This is a genomic window from Bacillus cereus group sp. BfR-BA-01347, from assembly GCF_022663835.1.
GTDB lineage: Bacteria > Bacillota > Bacilli > Bacillales > Bacillaceae_G > Bacillus_A > Bacillus_A thuringiensis_K.
The window spans coordinates 170348-189234 of sequence record NZ_JAKUGG010000008.1 but is presented as its reverse complement, the minus strand read 5'-3'; the positions used below and the strand labels follow the sequence as shown (position 1 = coordinate 189234).

The following is an 18887-nucleotide window of genomic DNA, read 5'->3' as shown; positions in this document are numbered from 1 at the left end:
TAAAGTGAAACTTTAATCCGTGGGGTTTTACTACCCGACAAATAGCGGGATAAAGCACCTCTATCTTATAATATGTTTTGTCATCCCAATAGAGAATGCTTCAAACCCTATAGATTCATAGTAAGATTGCAATTTTTCTACACACATAAGTTGTGGAATAACCTTATTTTGTTCACAGTGCTGGATTAATCGTTTCACTATTTCTTTTCCGATGCCACTAGACTGATATTTTGGCAATACACCAACTCCACAAATAATGCCTGTTATGACTCCATCTGATATGACACGCCCCATCCCTACTAACCTCTTATCATCAAAAACATAAATTGCATACCAACTTTGCTTACACATTCGTTCTAACTCGTTAACCGTTAATTTAAGAGAATTCCATCCTAAAGATTCGTATAAGGATAATAATCCATTAAAATCTGTAGGATGTTCACTTGTGTAGCGTATACTATTTTCCATGTCAATACTCCCTATTCTCAGGCTTGTTTTTATTTCATAAAATTCCCTTTACACAAATCTGATCGATGTAAAAATAACTAGAACAAACTTCAATAAGAAAGATAGAATTCCTTCTCAATATAAAATAAAAAGAAGTTATCTCACTTAAGATAACTTCTTTTATATAAGACTCTCATTATATTATCAACCAAAAAATATACAACTGCATACGATTAGCACAAACAAAACTAATAAACCATTTGAGAAATAACCCATTGAATACTACCCCTTTATTAAATTATGTAAAAGATTTTATCATAAAATGATTTACAACATAATAACTGAAAAAGACATTGTATTCATTAGTTACGTATATTTAGTAATATTTTAATTTCCAGTCATATTCTCCTTATCTAAAAACACTTCTCATAATCCTATACTTAAATTCTTATAATCTCAAAACAATAAATAAAGAAGACCTCGACATATCGATGTTTTCTTTTCAACTATGCTAATTGCTAACTCACGTTTTTTTATTAAATAGATACAAACCTTTCACAAACAGGGCATATAAGAAAAGCATTCCCTACTGCATAAATATATAATCTGAACATTAACATATTTCCTTTATATTCTTTAAATCTCATCTTCAGTTATTTTAATAGCTTTCTTATTCAAAAATAGATTTTTAAAAATTCCTACTCCCACAATTAATAAACCTATACCAACTAATTTATTTATTTGTAATGGAATGCTCTCCATTCCAAATAATCCAAATGTATCAATGCATAACGCAACAACCAATTGAATAATAAGACTAATTAGCACCGTATATGCTGGACCTAAGCTCTTTATTGCACCCATTATGCAAATAATTAACCCGATGCCAAAAAGTCCACTTACATAAAACAAATAATTTGTAGTATACACTTTAATGTTACTACTGTTTTCTGTAATGATATAAAATAGAATAGAACTAATGAGACCTATTCCAAGGACACATGTAGTCGTTAACCACTGTCCTACATTTTCATTTACTTTTGCATTAAAAACAGATTGTAAGCTAATTAATATTCCTGCTAATATGGCTAAACTAAATCCAATCAAAATCTTCCTCTCCCTTTCATTGCTCATATATATTATCTTTAGCGACTTCCTTCATTCTAGAAAAATCCTTAATTACAATAACTCCATTACTCTTTTCAATTAGTTTTTCATTATAAAATCTTTGTAATACCCGAATTACGTGCCTATAACTTACCCCTATAAAATCTGCAATACTCGTTACCGAAGTTGCATCCAAATCCCCTTTATACATATTCCCGTTACTATCTGTTGAAATTGAAAGTAAATAACTAGCTACACGTACTTCTACAGGATACAGTAAATTAAGAGCAGTAAAACGAGTCGATATTTTTAACGTGTTCGCAATGTTTTCAAGCAAGAACTTCATAAATATAGGATCATGTAATAACTTGTTTCTAATAACCGTATTAGAAATAGAGATTGCTACAACATCTGAACAAGCTTCAACGACATTATGTGCTTTGCTATTTTGAATTAATTCAATATCACCAACAATGGCCAATGGATTGATAAAGCGAAGAATTAGTTTCTTCCCTTCAGGTGTAATCGTATAAACTTTTACTTTACCTTTAACAACAAAATATAAACGACCCATTTCGTCATCTATATTGCAAATAAGCTCGCCTTTTTCAAAGTGATTTATTTGAAAATACGCTGTATCTATTTCTGAAAATACCTCGAGCGTTTTATTGTTTTTTAAATAATGCGTAATTAAACTTGATCTATCCCACATATTCATTTCCCCCTTTCATTTACATATTAAATACAACAATACCTATAATCATTACTATTGTTCCCACAATATGATATCTCTCCATCTGTATCTTTTTTATATGAAACAGTCCTTTCATTTCAATAACTGTTGCCGTTAACAATTGAGCAACCATTAGTGTACCAGCTGTCAATGTAACTCCTAATGAATATATCGACATAGTTTCTGCACAAATAATGAATCCACCAAATGCACCCGCTGCTAAATATATTTTTTTCACACTCTTTAAATCCGTTATTTTCTCTTCTTTCTTTAACAAAAATACAGTTGTTACAATAATGAATCCAATTAAATGGGTTATAATACTCGTCGACCATATACCGATATGTGAACTAAGTTTCGCATTAAAGGTTCCTTGAAGTGTTATAAATATCCCCGCAAAAACAGCAAATATAATACCTTTCAAAAAATCATCTCCTCATCTTTTATTTCTGACTTAATTAAAAGCTATAATCCTATAATGGCAAAAGGACAAATGTCACATCACTATGAAAATAACTAGGAATGAACAAAAAACCACACCTCAAAAATGCGAGGTGTGGTTTTTATTTGTATATAATGTTTTTTAAATTATAATTACGCTACATTAAAAGATTTCTTTTTCATAACAAACTTTGCAAATAAGAAACGCACAAGCGGTCCCATAATAATTAATTGTAATGGATATGCCATTATGAAATTTTTAATAAAAATTGAAACAAATGAATCTCCTTGTAGTCCACCATGTAAATGCATCATAGCCATACCGAAAAATGACATAAAGAACACCATTCCGATTACCATAGTTGTCGCCATCGCAACGATAATATTTATTTTCTTAGATTTATCAAATGGTAACATAAATACAATTTTTTTCGCACAAGGTCCAACGATACATATTTCAATTAATAGCGCAATAATAAATCCAATCAATAGTTCTAATGCAATCTCTTTAATATAAATTGGTCCTCCTGCTTCATTCATTAGTAAATTGTAAAACGTCATTACGATAACCATCCCAAGGCACATCATCATGCCAAATTGGAGGTTTTCCTTTCTTGTTGTTGGCAAACTTCATCATCCTTTCTCTTTGAGTCTTTGTCATTATATCGACATTGGAAACCCCTTCGTAAGTGAACATTTTGTGAACAAACTTAAAACGTTTTCATATATTCTCTTTACTTTCATCTCAAATTCTAACTTTTACTTATAAAGGTTTTATATATTTCGATGTTGAATTACTAAATTTAAACATTACTACTAGGAGGAGAACCATGAATGAACAAGAATTTTTCGTATATCATATCGTAACAAAGAAAAAAATGCATATCGGACAAATCATTCCTGTTAACAAAAATCAACACAATACTCTATATCACTTCTTTTTTGAAAGAGAACAATTAAATGCTAGTGGTGAAGATGGCATACAAATTTTAAATAATCACTATAAAAATGAAGAATTACATATAAATAATGAAAATGCTAAAGTAATTATGAGTTATATGGATCAAACAATTAGAGCAGTTAGAGAAACAATTGTAGAAATGGTTAGACTACAAGAATTCCCTAAATACCCTTCCAGGTTATCTTGCTTATATGCTGCTAAAAGCTATGAAGATGCTTTAAAATGGAAAGCATTATTTGATTCTTACAATCGAGAAGTTTTACAGATTGTTAAACTACGAGTAATCGGAAGTTCTTTTGAAGGTGACGGTAATCTTTTACCGAAAGAAGATGGTATTCCTTTTTCTCAAAAATTCGAACAAGCTAGAGAGTATTGGAAAGGAAATATTAGAAATGAGCTTCCTGAGCTACTGATTAATGGAGAAATTGAAGTTGTGGAAATTGTTGATGACTTCTCCTCAATTCATATTTAATTTCTAACTAAATCATATAGGATGGAGATTACAATGAAGAAAAAAGTGTACTTCAATCATGATGGCGGCGTAGATGATTTAATTTCATTATTTTTATTACTTCAAATGGAAAACGTTGAGCTTACCGGTGTATCTGTTATCCCAGCAGACTGCTATTTAGAACCCGCAATGTCTGCCAGTCGTAAAATTATCGATCGCTTCGGCAAAGGTAATATTGCAGTAGCCGCTTCAAACTCTCGCGGGCAAAACCCGTTTCCAAAAGACTGGCGGATGCATGCATTTTATGTAGATGCTTTACCAATTTTAAATGAGTCTGGAAAAGTTGTAACACCCGTGGCGGCAAAACCCGCGCATCATCATTTAATAGAAATACTTCTACAAACGGAAGGAAAAACAACTTTATTATTTTCTGGGCCCCTAACTGACCTTGCTCGTGCATTATATGAAGCTCCCATAATCGAAGATAAAATTGAACGTCTCGTTTGGATGGGTGGTACATTTCTTACAGCAGGCAATGTACATGAACCAGAGCATGATGGAACAGCTGAGTGGAATTCGTTTTGGGACCCTAAAGCAGTGGCTCGTGTATGGGATGCAAAAATTAAAATCGACTTAGTGACACTAGAAAGTACAAACCAAGTTCCGTTAACTATAAACATACGTGAACAGTGGGCAAAAGAACGAAAGTATATTGGTATGGATTTCCTTGGTCAATGCTATGCAATGGTTCCCCCTCTCGTTCACTTCTCAACGAACTCTACCTACTATTTATGGGATGTACTAACTACCGCGCTTGTCGGAAACACTAACCTTGCAAAAACTGAAACAATTAATAGTATCGTTCATACATACGGACCAAGCCAAGGACGTACAGAGGAAGCTGCTAATGGACGACCTGTAAATGTCGTTTACGATGTAAAACATGATACTTTCTTCGAGTATATTACTGAATTAGCAAAGAAAGCTTCTACCTGTACCCCTATAAAGTGATATAACTTCAGATAACGAGCCCTAATTTTAGAAATTGGTTGTAACTAGATATTTAACTATTAAAAAGAGTATTGAATTAAATTTCAATACTCTTTTTGTGCAATTTAATTATATTTGATTAATGTAGTGTCTTACAGATTATTCATTTCATAACCATTGACAAAATACGTTATTGTTTCTAACTCATCTGCATTTAATTCTCTATCTAGCTCTTGTTTATACGCTGTCTTTATCTTCTCTTCATCGCCTTTATGAGCTTCTGTATATGTTCCTACTGTTTTTAGCAAATGAATTTCTTGTAAAAACTCGTCTCGATTTATAGCTGTCCCATGAGAAAGAATATATGTCTCAGCATCAAATTTCTCTAATTCATCTATCAATTTAAACGTTCTTTTCGTCGTATAGTTCCACTTTGAAGAAAAAATATCTGCATATATACAATCTCCTACAAACAATATCTTTTCTTCTTTTATATACATAACAACTGAATCATGCGCATGATCTCCGCCCACATGTTTTAACACGCATGTCACTTCACCAAGGTCTAATTCCATTTGATCCTGGAACGTTAAGGTTGGAGGAATAATGTTAATATTTCTCGCTTTTTCTTCAAACTCTTTCTTGATACAATCCGCACAAAATGCAATTTCAGTACCCTCTTTTACGCGTGCGTCCAACGCTTCATCTGTCCATTCATAAGATACTATTGCCTGCATTTCTTTTTTCGTTTCAGCGTGCGAAATAGTTAATGCATTCCGTAATACGGATAATCCAAAAATATGGTCCCAATGCCAATGCGTTAATGCTACAAAATCAGGATTCGATATATTTTGTTCTTTTAACATTTCTAAAAATAATTGTGCATGTTCTTCTGAATTTCCTGCATCAATCATTAACGTTTTTTCTTGTCCAACGACCATTCCTAAGATAGGCCTATCTGTTTCAGAAACAGGTGTCATATACCAAAATGAGTTTCCTATTTTTTTAATTTGTTGCATAACCAATTCCCCTTTTCATTTTCTCACTTAAAATTAATATATAAATTATAACGAATCACTACTTTTTTCTCTATAATCAAACACAATTACTTGGACTAATCTAACTTTCCTTTTCGTAAGCTAAAAATAAGGGAATAGAATCGGAGTGTGATACTATGGAACGTTTATGGATTCCAATGATTGTAACATTTTTTTCGTTCGGTGGATTACTATTAGGAGGTGCTGTTGGAGTAGCAACACGCCAACTTATTGAAGAAAAGATGCATCGTTTATACGCATTATGTGGTGGTATTTTACTTGGGCTTTTATCCCTTGAAATTATTCCTAAAACATTTTCAAGCTACGAAATGGTTGGGCCTATACTTGGTATCGCTATCGGTATTTTAGTTATGAGCTTATTAGATAACTATTGTCACCATCCAATGATACATAAAAAAGATCAACAAGCATGGCAAACCTTCCTTTTTCTCTCTTTCGCTATATTTATTCATAATATACCGAGTGGATTTGCGTTAGGTACAGCTTTTATAAATCATAATGACTCTGCCATTCCCTTTTTAATAGCAATTGTCGTTCACCATATTCCAGAAGGATTAGCTTTAATTATTCCATTTCTTTTTACAAAACATAAATATATTTCCTTTTTATTAACGACTTTATTACTTTCTCTTATTCTCGGTACTGGCACAGTTTTTGGAATTTTGATGGAAGGAAAAGCTCTTCACCTGCAAGGCCTCATTATGGGAAGTGCTATCGGTTCACTTGGATATGTCACAATTCATGAAATGCTTTGGAAAGCTAAGAAACAGCTCTCTTTCCTTACATTTCTAATGTGGGCAACTAGTGGTTTTCTCCTAATAATAGCGTTTACTCTACTAGCTGGACATCACTAAATTAAACAAAAAAGATAGCTGAAAACAATTTGTTTTCAGCTATCTTTTTTATTCTTTCTATCTCTCTATAGAAAGAATGATTCCAGCAATTATAGAACTAATTCGCTCTAAAATATTCCCTAGAAAAAACGTGCATACACTTTGTTTCCAACTAACTGTAGTATTTCTTTCATACTTCAGATCGTTTCTCTTACTAAAACATTATCATTTTAGTAATTTATTAGAAATAATATTATATTTTTCAACCATTATCCAATCTTTTCCTTATTTATAAAAAACATAAAAAAGAGCCCTTATTCTCAACACAAGGACTCTTTTCATAAACTATTTAGCTACTTCTTCTTTCGGCATTACCATACCTTTATAAAGTTGAACAGTTATCCAGTAATACATAAAATAAATGACTAAGAAGATTCCTATTGGCACCCACACTTTCACAAACGGGTCAACTAATATAAAGCTGAATAAGTTAAGCCCAACTAAAACGTGAGAAATGCCAATGATCGCTGGGAAGATAAATAAATACGAAATTTCTTTATATATACTTTTCGTTAACATACTGCGTCTTACACCGATTTTTCGTAACATTTCATAACGGCGTACATCACGAGAAGCACCTGTTAATATTTTGAACATAAGGGAACTCGCCATCATTGCTAAAAAGGCAATTCCGAGGAAAAATCCCATAAACATTGTTCCGCTCATGAAACTGCTCGTTAACTGATAAATTGTCATTTTCGTAAATATGTCTACTTTTGTACCTGTTGTTTTTTCAATTTGTTCTTTTTGTCTCTTATCTATTTCAATCAATAACGGTTTATACTTTTTCATATCATCTACTTTTGCTAATGTTACAGTGTGTTCTGTTCCTTGAATTCCTTTATAATGCGCTTCATCTGCAATTCTTACAGGTTTTCCGTTGAATTGATTATGTGTAATTTGTATCTCTCTTACAATCGCATCTTCCCAATCTTTTGGCATACGAGGGAATTTTGCTACTTCAGGAGCTTCCAAAGCAGAATATATAGGTTCAGTTAAAGGTTCAGCCACCCGTTTACGCGCAGGCTCTTTTAAAGTTTTCGTATCAAAACGTTCGGAAATTAGTGGTGGTTTCGCTGTTAAATCATTACGTAAGTAATAAACCGCTTCCCCATCTACTTTATAGTTGTACTTGCTTTCTTCAACAATTTCCATTTCTTTTAAGGCCGCTTTATCTTGATCATTTGGATCATGAATTACGACATCATATACACGAGAAAGGTCTGTCATAATACCTACATTTTTTTGGAAAGCCATACCTGCCGTCATCGCACCTGCGCCTAATGCAATTAACATCGCTACAGTACCTAATACTCTCGATAAACTATTTACTCGAAAGCGTAGCTGTGCATATGTAAAACTATTTAAGCCCGTTTCATTTCGTTTTTTATTCCCCTTAATTTTCATCACAAAAAATGGGAGTAATGAACTAAAGATAAAATATGTTCCAAGTGTTGTAACGATGGTTGCTATAATAAAACCTAATTCAGCATATATTTTTACATTGATCATAAAATAGTACCCTGTACTTACTAGTAATACACCAAGTACTGTCATTATTATAATGCGAGTTTTACTTTTCTTCACTTCATCTAGTGTTTCATCTTCACGAATTAACTCTAGTTCAGTTTTACGTAACAATCGGACACCGTTCATTAAGCCAGTAATGAAAAATAGTATTAAGAAGAAAATAGCTGTAACTAAAATTGCTGGTGTGTATACAGATGCATAACTACCTTTTGCTGAAATTTCCATTCCATTCATTAAAAAGTTTCCTGCTACACTTGCAAGTAACATCCCTACTAAAATACCGATAATAATACTGACAATACCCATACCGAATGTTTCAATAAATAATAACTGTGCTACTTTTTTCTTTTTTGCACCAAGCATCATGTACATACCGAGTTCTTTTCTTCTTAACGTGAGTAAGAAAGAGTTGGCATATATAATATAAAATACAGTAATGAAAGATAATAGTATTGCACCTACCCAAAAGACGAGTCTAATACTACTAATTAGGCTATTATCTTTCGTAAATTCACTATTCATCGCCATCGTTTGGAACATGTAGAAAATACTAATACTAATAACGAGGCCAATAAGTAAAACCATATAATCTTTTAACATCTTTTTCATACTATGACGTGATAATTTAAATAACATAGTTTCGCCCCCTACTTAGACTCAGCAGCTGAGCCCATATGAGCGAGCACACCTAAAATGTCTTGATAGAAATTCTCTCGAGTGCCTTGACGATTTAATTCTTTATAAAGAAGACCATCTTGAATAAATAAAATACGCTCACAATAACTTGCACTAAATGCATCGTGTGTAACCATTAAAATACTTACATTGTGATTTTCATGTAAATCTTGCATCGCTTCTAATAAACTTTTTGCATTTTTACTATCAAGCGCTCCTGTCGGTTCATCTGCTAATACAATTGCTGGATTATGTACTAAAGCTCGTGCTGCCGCTGTTCTTTGCTTTTGTCCTCCAGAAACAGCCGTCGGATATTTTTTTAAAATTTCAGTGATGCCTAATTTCTTCGCAACGTCATTTACCTTCCCAGTAATCTCACTTGATGGTACGCCTTGCAAAGAAAGTGGTAAAGCTATATTTTCATAAATTGATAAGTTTTCTAGTAGATTAAAATCTTGAAAAATGAAACCTAATTTTTGAGAGCGAAAATCAGATAACGCATTGCCCTTCATAGAAGTAATATTTGTACCAGCTATCGTCACACTACCACCTGTCGCTTGGTCAAGTGTACTTATCACATTAAGTAACGTCGTTTTTCCAGACCCAGAAGGTCCCATGATCCCGACAAATTCTCCTTCTTTAATACTTAACGATACACCCCTTAATGCTTTTGACTGATTCTCATTTCTTTTTCCATACGTTTTTTCTACACTTTCTACAGTAACTACATTTACTGACATCTCTTTCACTCCATCCCTTTTGTATAAAATTAATTTCTCACATATTTCTTATTATTTTGTCATGTAAATCCTTAATAATTTTTTAATTATTCATTCAATAAGAGTTACACCCTTAACATGAATCTATTTCCTACTTCATATTCTCATTTTTCTACAACTCGTTCCCTCGATTTCGCTTACATTTACCTTACATTTTTGTAAGATAAAAAAGAACACACACTAATTTCTAATAGTGTGTGTTCTTTACAATCAATATTTTCTATTCTTTATTTCCTCTTCAATACTTGCCACAAACACATCTAGCGCAACAACTTCTGACTTCTCTTCCCCATATTTACGTACATTTACAGCTCCTTTTTCCATTTCCTTATCGCCAATAACAAGAACATACGGTACTTTTTGCATTTGTACTTCTCTTATTTTATATCCTAGTTTTTCATCTCGTGCATCTTGTTCAACACGAATCCCAGCTTGTGCTAATTTATGTGCAACCTCACTGGCATATTGTTCATGTACTGCATTTGAAACTGGAATTACTTTCACTTGAACTGGTGCTACCCATGCCGGGAACGCACCTCCAAAGTGCTCAATTAATATTGCTAAGAAGCGATCTAATGAACCTAAAACTGCCCGATGAATAACAACTGGTCTTTTCTTTTCATTATTTTCATCTATATAATTTAAATCAAATTTCTCTGGCATTTGGAAATCAAGCTGGATTGTTCCGCACTGGTGACTTCTATTTAAAGCATCTTTAATATGAAAATCAATTTTCGGCCCGTAAAATGCACCGTCACCTTCATTTAGTCTATATTTATAATTTAGCGATTGTAATACATTTTCTAATGCTGCTTCTGCTTGCTCCCATAATTTATCATCACCCATTGAATCTTCTGGACGAGTAGAAAGCTCTACTTCATATTCGAATCCAAAAGTTTTATATACGTAATCAATTTGCGCCATTACTGATTTAATTTCATCTTCAATTTGTTTTGGAGTTACAAATAAATGTGCATCATCTTGGCAGAAAGTACGTACTCTTAATAAGCCGTTTAATGCACCACTAAATTCATGGCGATGTACTTGACCAAATTCACACATACGAATCGGTAATTCACGATAAGAATGCAATTTATTTTTAAACATAAGCATGTGCCCTGGACAGTTCATCGGTTTTAATGCAAAACTTTTATTATCTACTTCAGAGAAATACATATTATCTTTATAATGTCCCCAGTGCCCTGATCTCTCCCATACTTCTTGGTTCATCATGAACGGAGTGCGTACTTCTTGATACTTATACTCTTTTTGAATTTCTCTTAAAAATGCTTCTAATTCATTTCGGATAATCTGTCCTTTCGGTAAATAAAATGGCATTCCAGGAGCCTCTTCAGAAAACATAAATAACTCCAGCTCACTACCTAATTTGCGATGATTTCTCTTTGCTGCTTCTTCAACGAAATGTAAATACTCTTCTAATTCTTTTTGAGAAGAGAATGCAACGCCATATATACGCTGAAGCACTTGATTGTTACTATCTCCTCGCCAATATGCACCTGAAACGTGAGTTAATTGGAAGGCTTTCAAATAGCCTGTTGACGGTAAATGTGGTCCTCTGCATAGATCTACAAATTCACCTTGTTTATATAGTGTTACACTTTCCCCACTAGGAATTGCTTCTAAAAGTTCTAATTTCAAGAGATCGTTCATTTCTTGAAACAGTTTAGCTGCTTCTTCTCGAGAAACCTCAACTCGTTCTATCTTTATATTTTCATTTGTGATCTTTTTCATTTCTTTTTCGATTTTTCGTAAATCTTCCATGTTTACACTACTTGGAAGATCCATATCATAATAAAATCCATTTTCAATAACAGGCCCTACTCCAAGATTTATATCACCATACATTCTTTTTACAGCTTGCGCTAAAATATGTGCTGCTGAGTGTCTTGCAATTTCTACCCCTTCATTTGAATCTATAGTAATGATTTCCACTTCCGCATTTTCTTCAATATTTCGGCGTAAATCATATAATCCATCATTTACTTTCCCCGCGACTGCTTTCTTTTTCAAACTACTGCTAATGGATCCCGCAATTTCTTCTAAAGTAATTCCTTTTACAAATTCTTTCACGCTACCATCTGGAAATTTAATTTCAATCATTTGTTCTTTCATTTTTCATCTCTCCATTTCATAATAAAAAGCACACTCATCCCTAAAATAGGGACGAGCGTGCTTATACCCGTGGTTCCACCCAGATTCCCATTGTGAACAAACAATGGCTTCTTTTACGGTAACGTCGTTTATACGGCACTAGATACTTAATTTCCCCAGTGCAGCTCTAAGGTGGTAAGTTATTTTTCTGCGTTAGGAAGTTCTCAGCTTTCCTTCCTTCTCTGTATAACCGGGGAAAATAACTCGTGTCCTTTTCTTCGCTTATTATGAAATTGAATGCAAAAAAAGCATATTCATCCCTAAATATAGGGACGAATATGCTTATATCCGTGGTTCCACCCAGATTCCCATCACAAAAAACATAATGGCTTCTTTTGCGATAACGTCGCTTACACGGCACTAGATACTTCGTTTCCCTAGTGCAGCTCTAAGGTGGTAAGTTATTTTTCTGCGTTAGGAAGTTCTCAGCTTTCCTTCCTTCTCTGTATAACCGGGGAAAATAACTCGTGTCCTTTTCTTCGCTTTTGTAAAACATCCATTTATTGTTATTTAATATATCTTATTCATTTTATTTTTGCAAGTGTTTAAAAAAATTATTTATTTAATTTAAAAAAGTGAAACCAAATTTTTTTGGTTTCACTTCACAATTTTACCAATCTTGTGGTTCGTAATTTAAGTCTGCAAATAGACGTCTTTTCTCTTTCTTCGTTAAATCTCTCCACTGTCCAACGGGTAAATTATTCAATTCAATATTCATAATTCTCGTACGTTTTAACGTGTATACTTGATAACCTAAAGCTTCACACATACGACGAATTTGACGATTTAGCCCTTGTGTTAAAATAATTTTGAACTCATATTTTGATAACTGTGTGATCTCACAAGGAAGTGTTTTCGTTCCTAAAATTTTCACACCAGCTGCCATTTTTTCTAAGAAATCAGGTGTAATAGGCTTATCTACTGAAACGATATATTCTTTCTCATGTTTATTTTCAGCACGTAAAATTTCATTAACAATATCACCATCATTCGTTAACAAAATTAAACCGTCTGAGTCTTTATCAAGACGTCCAATGTGACTAATTCGTAAAGGATGGTTCACTAAATCGATAATATTACCTTTTACAGCTTTTTCACTCGTACATGTAATACCTACTGGTTTATTTAAAGCGATATATACATGATCTCGAGCAATTCGAAGCTGCTCTCCATTTACTCGTACATCATCACCTGGGTTCACTTGGTCACCAATTTTTGCAACCTTACCGTTAATAATTACTCTTCTCTCATTAATTAGTTTATCCGCTCCACGTCGAGACGCTTTTCCAGCTTCACTAATAAATTTATTGATACGCAAATTAGGCACATCCTTTTCTAAAAAAATTTCAAGCTCACACTGCTTCTACCGTACAATACAAAAGGGTAAGCCTCCTATTATAACTTAAATATATTAACATGAAAGGGTATATAACGTCTTCTATTAATTACTTGTTTATAAGAAAATATCTTTATTATACATTCATTTATGCACTTTTTCTTTGTTTAATATACAAGCCATTCTTCCTTACATACAGCTTGTTTTCCTTTTATCTCTTCTGTATCTTCATGAATATTAGCTAATTTATATAAATCTGGGAAAATCTCTTCCACATAATGTTGATGCGTCTTTTCATCTTTCCAATACGTTAACACTATGTAACGATTTTCATTTTTTAAAGACTTCCCAACTACTCCACCTAACATTCCTTTTGCTTTTTCCATTCCTTTATTCCAAATTGTTTCTTGCTTATGTAAAAAATGATTTTCCTTTTCCACCTTTACATCACATATAGCAACTCTTACGAATGATCCTTCTGTAACAACGTCTTTCAAATGCGTATCAGTTATATCATACAACGTTTGAAATAATTCAATTTCACATGAAAGAAACGTATCCTCTTGATTACTATTTAAATAAATTGTATCGTGAGCACCATTCATAAATGATTGATATGCATTTCGATTTTCCCATAAAGTAAATACACATGCCTCATCTTTATTCCATCCACCAAATTGTCCATGAAATCCATCTAGATGCTGTATATCGCGCCATTTTTCTTGTGCGTTTGAAAATAACTCTTTTTTCTCTTCTTCCACTTGACAGTAAATTGTTTTTAGTAACATTTTTAATTCCCCCTTAAGATATAATTTATCTTCCACTTACAACTTTTAATTTACATAATATTTTTATGGTCTCTTCGATGCTTTTTATCAACATATAGAACTTATCATATTTATCACTACATCTATCAAACCATCTATCTAATTTTATTTCAAATAATTCAGAATCAAAAAAGATGTAACCCTTAACGAATTACATCTTTATCTTATCTCCCATATTCACCTTTTTCTCAAATAAATAATACGTTAGTTCTCCCGGATAATGTATTACAGTTACATTCCTCTCCCCTTTTTTAAAAGTAACAGTATGCCCGTTTTCCCCTAAGTTCTCCCATCCACTGGCCTTTGTAATAGGCATTACACTTATATATTGATAGTCCTCTTCCTTATCATCGTTAATATGAATTGCTGACATTGGTACTGGAAAACCTTTAATTTTAGATTCTTTATCCATAAATATGAATGCAATTAAAACAACTAATAACATAGCCATTGAAATATTTGAAACTAGTTTTCTTCTATTCATTTTCACTAAAAACCCTCTTTTCTCGCATATAACTTTCATCATTTTACTAACTTTAATTATTTATGTATAGAAAAGAAATAATTTAAATTATTTCTAGCCTATTTTCTCTACTTTAAGCAACATTATTGTTATATATTATAATTATAAGTTTTTAAATTTTGGAGGCGTTACATATTGCAGAAATTACTTTTTACTAAATGGACAGTTGTTATTTCTATTTTCATCATTTTCGGTACGATTCTCTACGCTACTAATGTTAAAAATAACAATGAAAAAGCAACTGTAGAAACAGCGGAGACAAAAACTTTCAAAACTAAATTACAGCCTAAAATCAATGAATTGACTACTCATTATAATGACATCATCGAAAAAGATTGGTTACCTGCCTGGGAAGAGATTAACACGAATGGAGATTCAGTAGATCGAAATAAACTATTAGTTACAATGAGTGCTGTTTCCAAGCAGTACGAAACAATTATGAACGAAATAGACACGCTTAAAATTGAAGAAAACATAACAGATATAGATATACAAAAACAACTACTTCAGTTCACAACTCAGTTTAAATCCGCATCAAATTTCATGAAAAATGCAGCAAATTTAATTATAGACGGAGCAAATAACTCTACTCCAACCGATGAAACTATTGAAAAAACAAAACAAGCTTTAGGACTTGCGGATCAACATATTGTCATCGCTTTATCTACTTTAAATGAAGTTAAAGATAAATTAGGAATTACAAAAAAATAAAACTATTTACTATTTTAAAATAAAAAATGATTGCAATTCACAATTTGTATGTCTATAATGTTTTTATTGATTTACAATCAATGTGTTTATAAATTTTATAATTCGGATGAACCATTCAGGAGAAGGTCTATTGATCTACCGACGGGGCAAAAAGTTGTTATACCAACTTTGAAACTCTCAGGTCTTGGTTACAAGTAGAACTGCATGGGGACGAATCTCTGGAGAGACTCCCTCTCGCTTTCATAGAGCGCGGAGGAAAACGAGCACCGAAGGAGCAAATCCGCTACTTTAGCGGATAATCTCTCAGGTAAAAGGACAGAGACAAGCGAAAGAAAAAGCCGATTGTATCGGTTTATTTTTCTATCCCTTGTTTCTCCAGAGACCATTTCATTTACTTGAAGTGGTTTTTATTTTTTCTAAATAAAGGAGAATAAAGATGGAGACAGTAAGTAAAGTATTAGAACAAATGAATCAATACGTGTGGGGATTACCAACTTTGTTGCTACTCGTTGGAACTGGTATCATTCTCACAGTGCGTTTGAAAGGTTTACAGTTTAGTAAACTATTATACGCTCACAAACTAGCATTTAAAAAATCAGAAGATACCTCTTCTTCTGGAGATATTAGTCACTTCCAAGCACTTATGACAGCTATGGCCGCAACGATTGGTATGGGAAATATCGCTGGTGTTGCAACAGCTGTTACAATTGGTGGTCCTGGTGCAATATTTTGGATGTGGATTACCGCTTTATTCGGTATGGCAACAAAGTATGCCGAGGCAATACTTGCAGTGAAATACCGTGTTAGTAATGAAAATGGTGAATATTCAGGTGGACCAATGTATTATTTAGAGCGTGGTTTAGGTAAGAAATGGCTTGCTATATTATTCGCTATATTTGGTACAACTGCTTCTTTCGGTATTGGTAATATGGTGCAATCTAACTCAGTTGCAGAGGCAATGCGAATTAATTTCTCTTTCCCTCCTGCTTTAACTGGTATACTAATGGCATTTTTAATCGCAATTGTTATTTTAGGCGGTGTAAAAAAAATCGGGAAAGTGACGGGTTATGTCGTTCCGATAAAAGCTTTCTTTTATATAATTGCTGGTCTTATAATTATTTTCTATCACTACGACCAAATTCCAGAAGCATTTTCACTTATTTTTTCTGGTGCATTTAATGGTACGGCAGCTGCTGGTGGTTTTATTGGGGCAACAGTTGCATCAGCTATCCAAATCGGAATGGCGCGTGGTGTATTTGCGAACGAAGCTGGTTTAGGGAGTGCACCAATTGCTGCTGCGGCTGCAAAAACTGATTCGCCTGCAAAGCAAGCTTTAGTTTCAATGACTGGTACTTTTCTAGATACGTTTATTGTATGTACAATTACAGGACTAGTATTAATTACTACAGGCGCTTGGAAATCTGGTAAAACTGGCGTTGAAGCTACAACACTTGCATTCCAATCTGTATTCGGTACTGCTGGTAGTATGATTCTCGGTATCGCAATTATTTTATTTGCCTACTCTACTATTTTAGGCTGGTCGTATTATGGAGAAAAATGTGTAGCTTATTTATTCGGAGAAAGTGCAGTTAAATATTATAAAGCAATCTTTATTGTCATGATTGCAATTGGTGCTAATTTAAAACTAGGAATCGTATGGACATTTGCTGATATTGCAAATGGACTTATGGCAATTCCAAACTTGATTGGTCTAATTGGATTAAGTAGTATTGTTGTTGCTGAAACGAATCGCTTTTTACAAGCAGAGAAATTGAAAGAAAGTAATAAAAAACAGGCAAGTTAATCTATGAAAAAAGGAATGACTCATACATGTTGAGCATTCCTTTTTTCATCCCCTCTTTTACTTAATTACTGTCATTAAAAATATATTTATATCAATGTTTACTCCTTTTTATTCCTCCAAAAGTTTTTCACATAAATGTCATAAATCGTATGGTCTAACTATATAGTTGAAAAGGAATGCGACATTAAAGAGTCGCTGAAAAACTCATCCAAGAAAAGGGAGGAAAAATCTTTTGAAAAACAAAATCATTGCTTTCCTATCTGTTTTGTCATTTATTATTGGTGGTTTCTTCTTTAACACAAATACTTCAAGTGCTGAAACTTCATCTACTGATTACGTTCCTAACCAATTAATCGTTAAGTTCAAGCAAAATGCATCTTTAAGTAATGTGCAATCTTTTCATAAATCTGTCGGAGCTAATGTCTTATCTAAAGATGATAAGTTAGGTTTTGAAGTCGTACAATTTTCGAAAGGTACTGTAAAAGAAAAAATAAAGAGTTATAAAAATAATCCAGATGTGGAATATGCAGAACCGAATTATTACGTTCACGCCTTTTGGACTCCAAACGACCCATATTTTAAAAATCAATATGGATTGCAAAAGATTCAAGCTCCACAGGCTTGGGATAGCCAACGAAGTGATCCTGGTGTAAAAGTAGCTATTATTGATACAGGAGTCCAAGGATCACACCCTGATTTGGCTTCGAAAGTAATTTACGGGCATGATTATGTTGATAATGACAATACATCTGATGATGGTAATGGTCATGGTACACATTGCGCTGGAATTACTGGAGCACTTACAAATAACAGTGTCGGAATTGCTGGTGTTGCCCCACAAACTTCAATTTATGCTGTCCGCGTATTAGATAATCAAGGAAGTGGTACTCTTGATGCTGTAGCGCAAGGTATTCGAGAAGCTGCTGATTCGGGTGCAAAAGTAATTAGTTTAAGTTTAGGAGCTCCAAATGGTGGTACTGCATTACAACAAGCCGTTCAATATGCATGGAATAAAGGCTCTGTTATAGTTGCAGCTGCTGGAAATGCTGGAAACACAAAAGCTAATTACCCTGCTTATTACAGCGAAGTAATTGCAGTTGCTTCTACAGATCAATCAGATAGAAAATCTTCATTTTCTACTTATGGTAGCTGGGTAGATGTTGCAGCACCAGGTTCAAATATATATTCAACATATAAAGGAAGCACGTATCAATCATTAAGTGGTACATCTATGGCAACACCTCATGTTGCAGGAGTCGCTGCTCTTTTAGCAAATCAAGGATATAGCAATACACAAATCCGCCAAATTATTGAGTCAACTTCTGATAAAATTAGTGGTACAGGTACGTACTGGAAAAATGGTAGAGTCAATGCATATAAGGCTGTACAATACGCTAAGCAATTACAAGAAAATAAAGCTTCTTAATAAATAAAGTAAAATTTTAATCG

At 33.2% G+C, this 18887-nt stretch carries 18 protein-coding genes, 1 riboswitch and 2 other annotated features; of the genes, 6 read left to right on the top strand and 12 right to left on the bottom strand.

What is annotated here, in order from left to right:
• Positions 1 to 60: 60 nt before the first annotated feature.
• From MR143_RS14805 to MR143_RS14785, 5 genes are all read right to left on the bottom strand, one after another.
• Positions 61 to 468 (bottom strand): GNAT family N-acetyltransferase, encoded by a 408-nt coding sequence (locus MR143_RS14805; protein ID WP_000431735.1) that lies wholly within the window; start codon positions 466 to 468, stop codon positions 61 to 63.
• Between the two features lie 615 nt (positions 469 to 1083).
• A complete protein-coding gene (locus tag MR143_RS14800; RefSeq protein WP_000579014.1) occupies positions 1084 to 1554 on the bottom strand; it encodes a DMT family transporter in 471 nt (156 codons plus the stop codon).
• 16 nt (positions 1555 to 1570) lie between these two features.
• Positions 1571 to 2266, bottom strand: coding sequence for a Crp/Fnr family transcriptional regulator (locus MR143_RS14795; protein ID WP_000263515.1), 696 nt, complete (start codon positions 2264 to 2266; stop codon positions 1571 to 1573).
• Between the two features lie 19 nt (positions 2267 to 2285).
• Positions 2286 to 2711, bottom strand: coding sequence for a DMT family transporter (locus tag MR143_RS14790; protein WP_000676017.1), 426 nt, complete (start codon positions 2709 to 2711; stop codon positions 2286 to 2288).
• Positions 2712 to 2881: 170 nt separating this feature from the next.
• Entirely contained in the window at positions 2882 to 3355 is a 474-nt protein-coding gene (locus MR143_RS14785; RefSeq protein ID WP_242280813.1) for a DUF2798 domain-containing protein, read from the bottom strand.
• A 203-nt stretch (positions 3356 to 3558) separates the two neighbouring features.
• Between MR143_RS14785 and MR143_RS14780 the strand changes: the two genes are divergently transcribed.
• On the top strand, positions 3559 to 4161 hold the full coding sequence (locus MR143_RS14780; protein ID WP_001005207.1) for a DUF2441 domain-containing protein: 603 nt from the start codon (positions 3559 to 3561) through the stop codon (positions 4159 to 4161).
• A 21-nt stretch (positions 4162 to 4182) separates the two neighbouring features.
• Positions 4183 to 5151, top strand: a complete 969-nt coding sequence (locus MR143_RS14775; RefSeq protein ID WP_242280812.1) for a nucleoside hydrolase — start codon at positions 4183 to 4185, stop codon at positions 5149 to 5151.
• Positions 5152 to 5282: 131 nt separating this feature from the next.
• Here MR143_RS14775 and MR143_RS14770 read toward each other — a convergent pair whose 3' ends face one another.
• On the bottom strand, positions 5283 to 6149 hold the full coding sequence (locus MR143_RS14770) for an MBL fold metallo-hydrolase (RefSeq protein ID WP_001186112.1): 867 nt from the start codon (positions 6147 to 6149) through the stop codon (positions 5283 to 5285).
• A gap of 155 nt (positions 6150 to 6304) precedes the next feature.
• On the opposite strand from MR143_RS14770, the gene MR143_RS14765 reads away from it, so the two are divergent.
• Complete coding sequence (locus tag MR143_RS14765) at positions 6305 to 7042, top strand: ZIP family metal transporter (protein ID WP_242280811.1); 738 nt, start codon at positions 6305 to 6307, stop codon at positions 7040 to 7042.
• Between the two features lie 324 nt (positions 7043 to 7366).
• Here MR143_RS14765 and MR143_RS14760 read toward each other — a convergent pair whose 3' ends face one another.
• The 6 genes from MR143_RS14760 to MR143_RS14735 form a co-directional block, all read right to left on the bottom strand.
• A complete protein-coding gene (locus MR143_RS14760; RefSeq protein WP_000897851.1) occupies positions 7367 to 9247 on the bottom strand; it encodes an FtsX-like permease family protein in 1881 nt (626 codons plus the stop codon).
• Positions 9248 to 9258: 11 nt separating this feature from the next.
• Positions 9259 to 10026 (bottom strand): ABC transporter ATP-binding protein, encoded by a 768-nt coding sequence (locus MR143_RS14755; protein ID WP_000115831.1) that lies wholly within the window; start codon positions 10024 to 10026, stop codon positions 9259 to 9261.
• Positions 10027 to 10275: 249 nt separating this feature from the next.
• A complete protein-coding gene (gene thrS, locus MR143_RS14750; RefSeq protein WP_000663059.1) occupies positions 10276 to 12198 on the bottom strand; it encodes a threonine--tRNA ligase in 1923 nt (640 codons plus the stop codon).
• 44 nt (positions 12199 to 12242) lie between these two features.
• Positions 12243 to 12465 (bottom strand) — a binding site (T-box leader).
• A gap of 37 nt (positions 12466 to 12502) precedes the next feature.
• Positions 12503 to 12726: a binding site (T-box leader), on the bottom strand.
• Between the two features lie 121 nt (positions 12727 to 12847).
• Entirely contained in the window at positions 12848 to 13555 is a 708-nt protein-coding gene (gene rluF / locus MR143_RS14745; protein ID WP_001222158.1) for a 23S rRNA pseudouridine(2604) synthase RluF, read from the bottom strand.
• 185 nt (positions 13556 to 13740) lie between these two features.
• A complete protein-coding gene (locus tag MR143_RS14740; RefSeq protein ID WP_000925183.1) occupies positions 13741 to 14361 on the bottom strand; it encodes a YdbC family protein in 621 nt (206 codons plus the stop codon).
• 190 nt (positions 14362 to 14551) lie between these two features.
• The gene (locus MR143_RS14735; RefSeq protein WP_050552460.1) at positions 14552 to 14926 is read right to left on the bottom strand and encodes a hypothetical protein; all 375 of its coding nucleotides are present in this window, start codon (positions 14924 to 14926) and stop codon (positions 14552 to 14554) included.
• Between the two features lie 132 nt (positions 14927 to 15058).
• Here MR143_RS14735 and MR143_RS14730 point away from each other — a divergent pair, with 132 nt between their 5' ends.
• The 3 genes from MR143_RS14730 to MR143_RS14720 all read left to right on the top strand — a co-directional run bounded on the left by MR143_RS14730 (position 15059) and on the right by MR143_RS14720 (position 18864).
• Positions 15059 to 15634 (top strand): hypothetical protein, encoded by a 576-nt coding sequence (locus MR143_RS14730; RefSeq protein ID WP_001170894.1) that lies wholly within the window; start codon positions 15059 to 15061, stop codon positions 15632 to 15634.
• 208 nt (positions 15635 to 15842) lie between these two features.
• Positions 15843 to 15963, top strand: a riboswitch (glycine riboswitch).
• Between the two features lie 107 nt (positions 15964 to 16070).
• On the top strand, positions 16071 to 17438 hold the full coding sequence (locus MR143_RS14725; protein ID WP_000451045.1) for an alanine/glycine:cation symporter family protein: 1368 nt from the start codon (positions 16071 to 16073) through the stop codon (positions 17436 to 17438).
• 232 nt (positions 17439 to 17670) lie between these two features.
• The gene (locus MR143_RS14720) at positions 17671 to 18864 is read left to right on the top strand and encodes a S8 family peptidase (RefSeq protein ID WP_000790911.1); all 1194 of its coding nucleotides are present in this window, start codon (positions 17671 to 17673) and stop codon (positions 18862 to 18864) included.
• The last annotated feature ends 23 nt before the right edge of the window (positions 18865 to 18887 follow it).

Coding starts and splice junctions, on each gene's coding strand:
- MR143_RS14805 (WP_000431735.1), bottom strand. CDS start 468: ATGGAAAATAGTATACGCTACACAAGTGAACATCCTACAGATTTTAAT.
- MR143_RS14795 (WP_000263515.1), bottom strand. CDS start 2,266: ATGTGGGATAGATCAAGTTTAATTACGCATTATTTAAAAAACAATAAA.
- MR143_RS14780 (WP_001005207.1), top strand. CDS start 3,559: ATGAATGAACAAGAATTTTTCGTATATCATATCGTAACAAAGAAAAAA.
- MR143_RS14725 (WP_000451045.1), top strand. CDS start 16,071: ATGGAGACAGTAAGTAAAGTATTAGAACAAATGAATCAATACGTGTGG.
- thrS (WP_000663059.1), bottom strand. CDS start 12,198: ATGAAAGAACAAATGATTGAAATTAAATTTCCAGATGGTAGCGTGAAA.
- MR143_RS14760 (WP_000897851.1), bottom strand. CDS start 9,247: ATGTTATTTAAATTATCACGTCATAGTATGAAAAAGATGTTAAAAGAT.
- MR143_RS14765 (WP_242280811.1), top strand. CDS start 6,305: ATGGAACGTTTATGGATTCCAATGATTGTAACATTTTTTTCGTTCGGT.
- MR143_RS14775 (WP_242280812.1), top strand. CDS start 4,183: ATGGAGATTACAATGAAGAAAAAAGTGTACTTCAATCATGATGGCGGC.
- MR143_RS14740 (WP_000925183.1), bottom strand. CDS start 14,361: ATGTTACTAAAAACAATTTACTGTCAAGTGGAAGAAGAGAAAAAAGAG.
- MR143_RS14735 (WP_050552460.1), bottom strand. CDS start 14,926: ATGATGAAAGTTATATGCGAGAAAAGAGGGTTTTTAGTGAAAATGAAT.
- MR143_RS14770 (WP_001186112.1), bottom strand. CDS start 6,149: ATGCAACAAATTAAAAAAATAGGAAACTCATTTTGGTATATGACACCT.
- MR143_RS14755 (WP_000115831.1), bottom strand. CDS start 10,026: ATGTCAGTAAATGTAGTTACTGTAGAAAGTGTAGAAAAAACGTATGGA.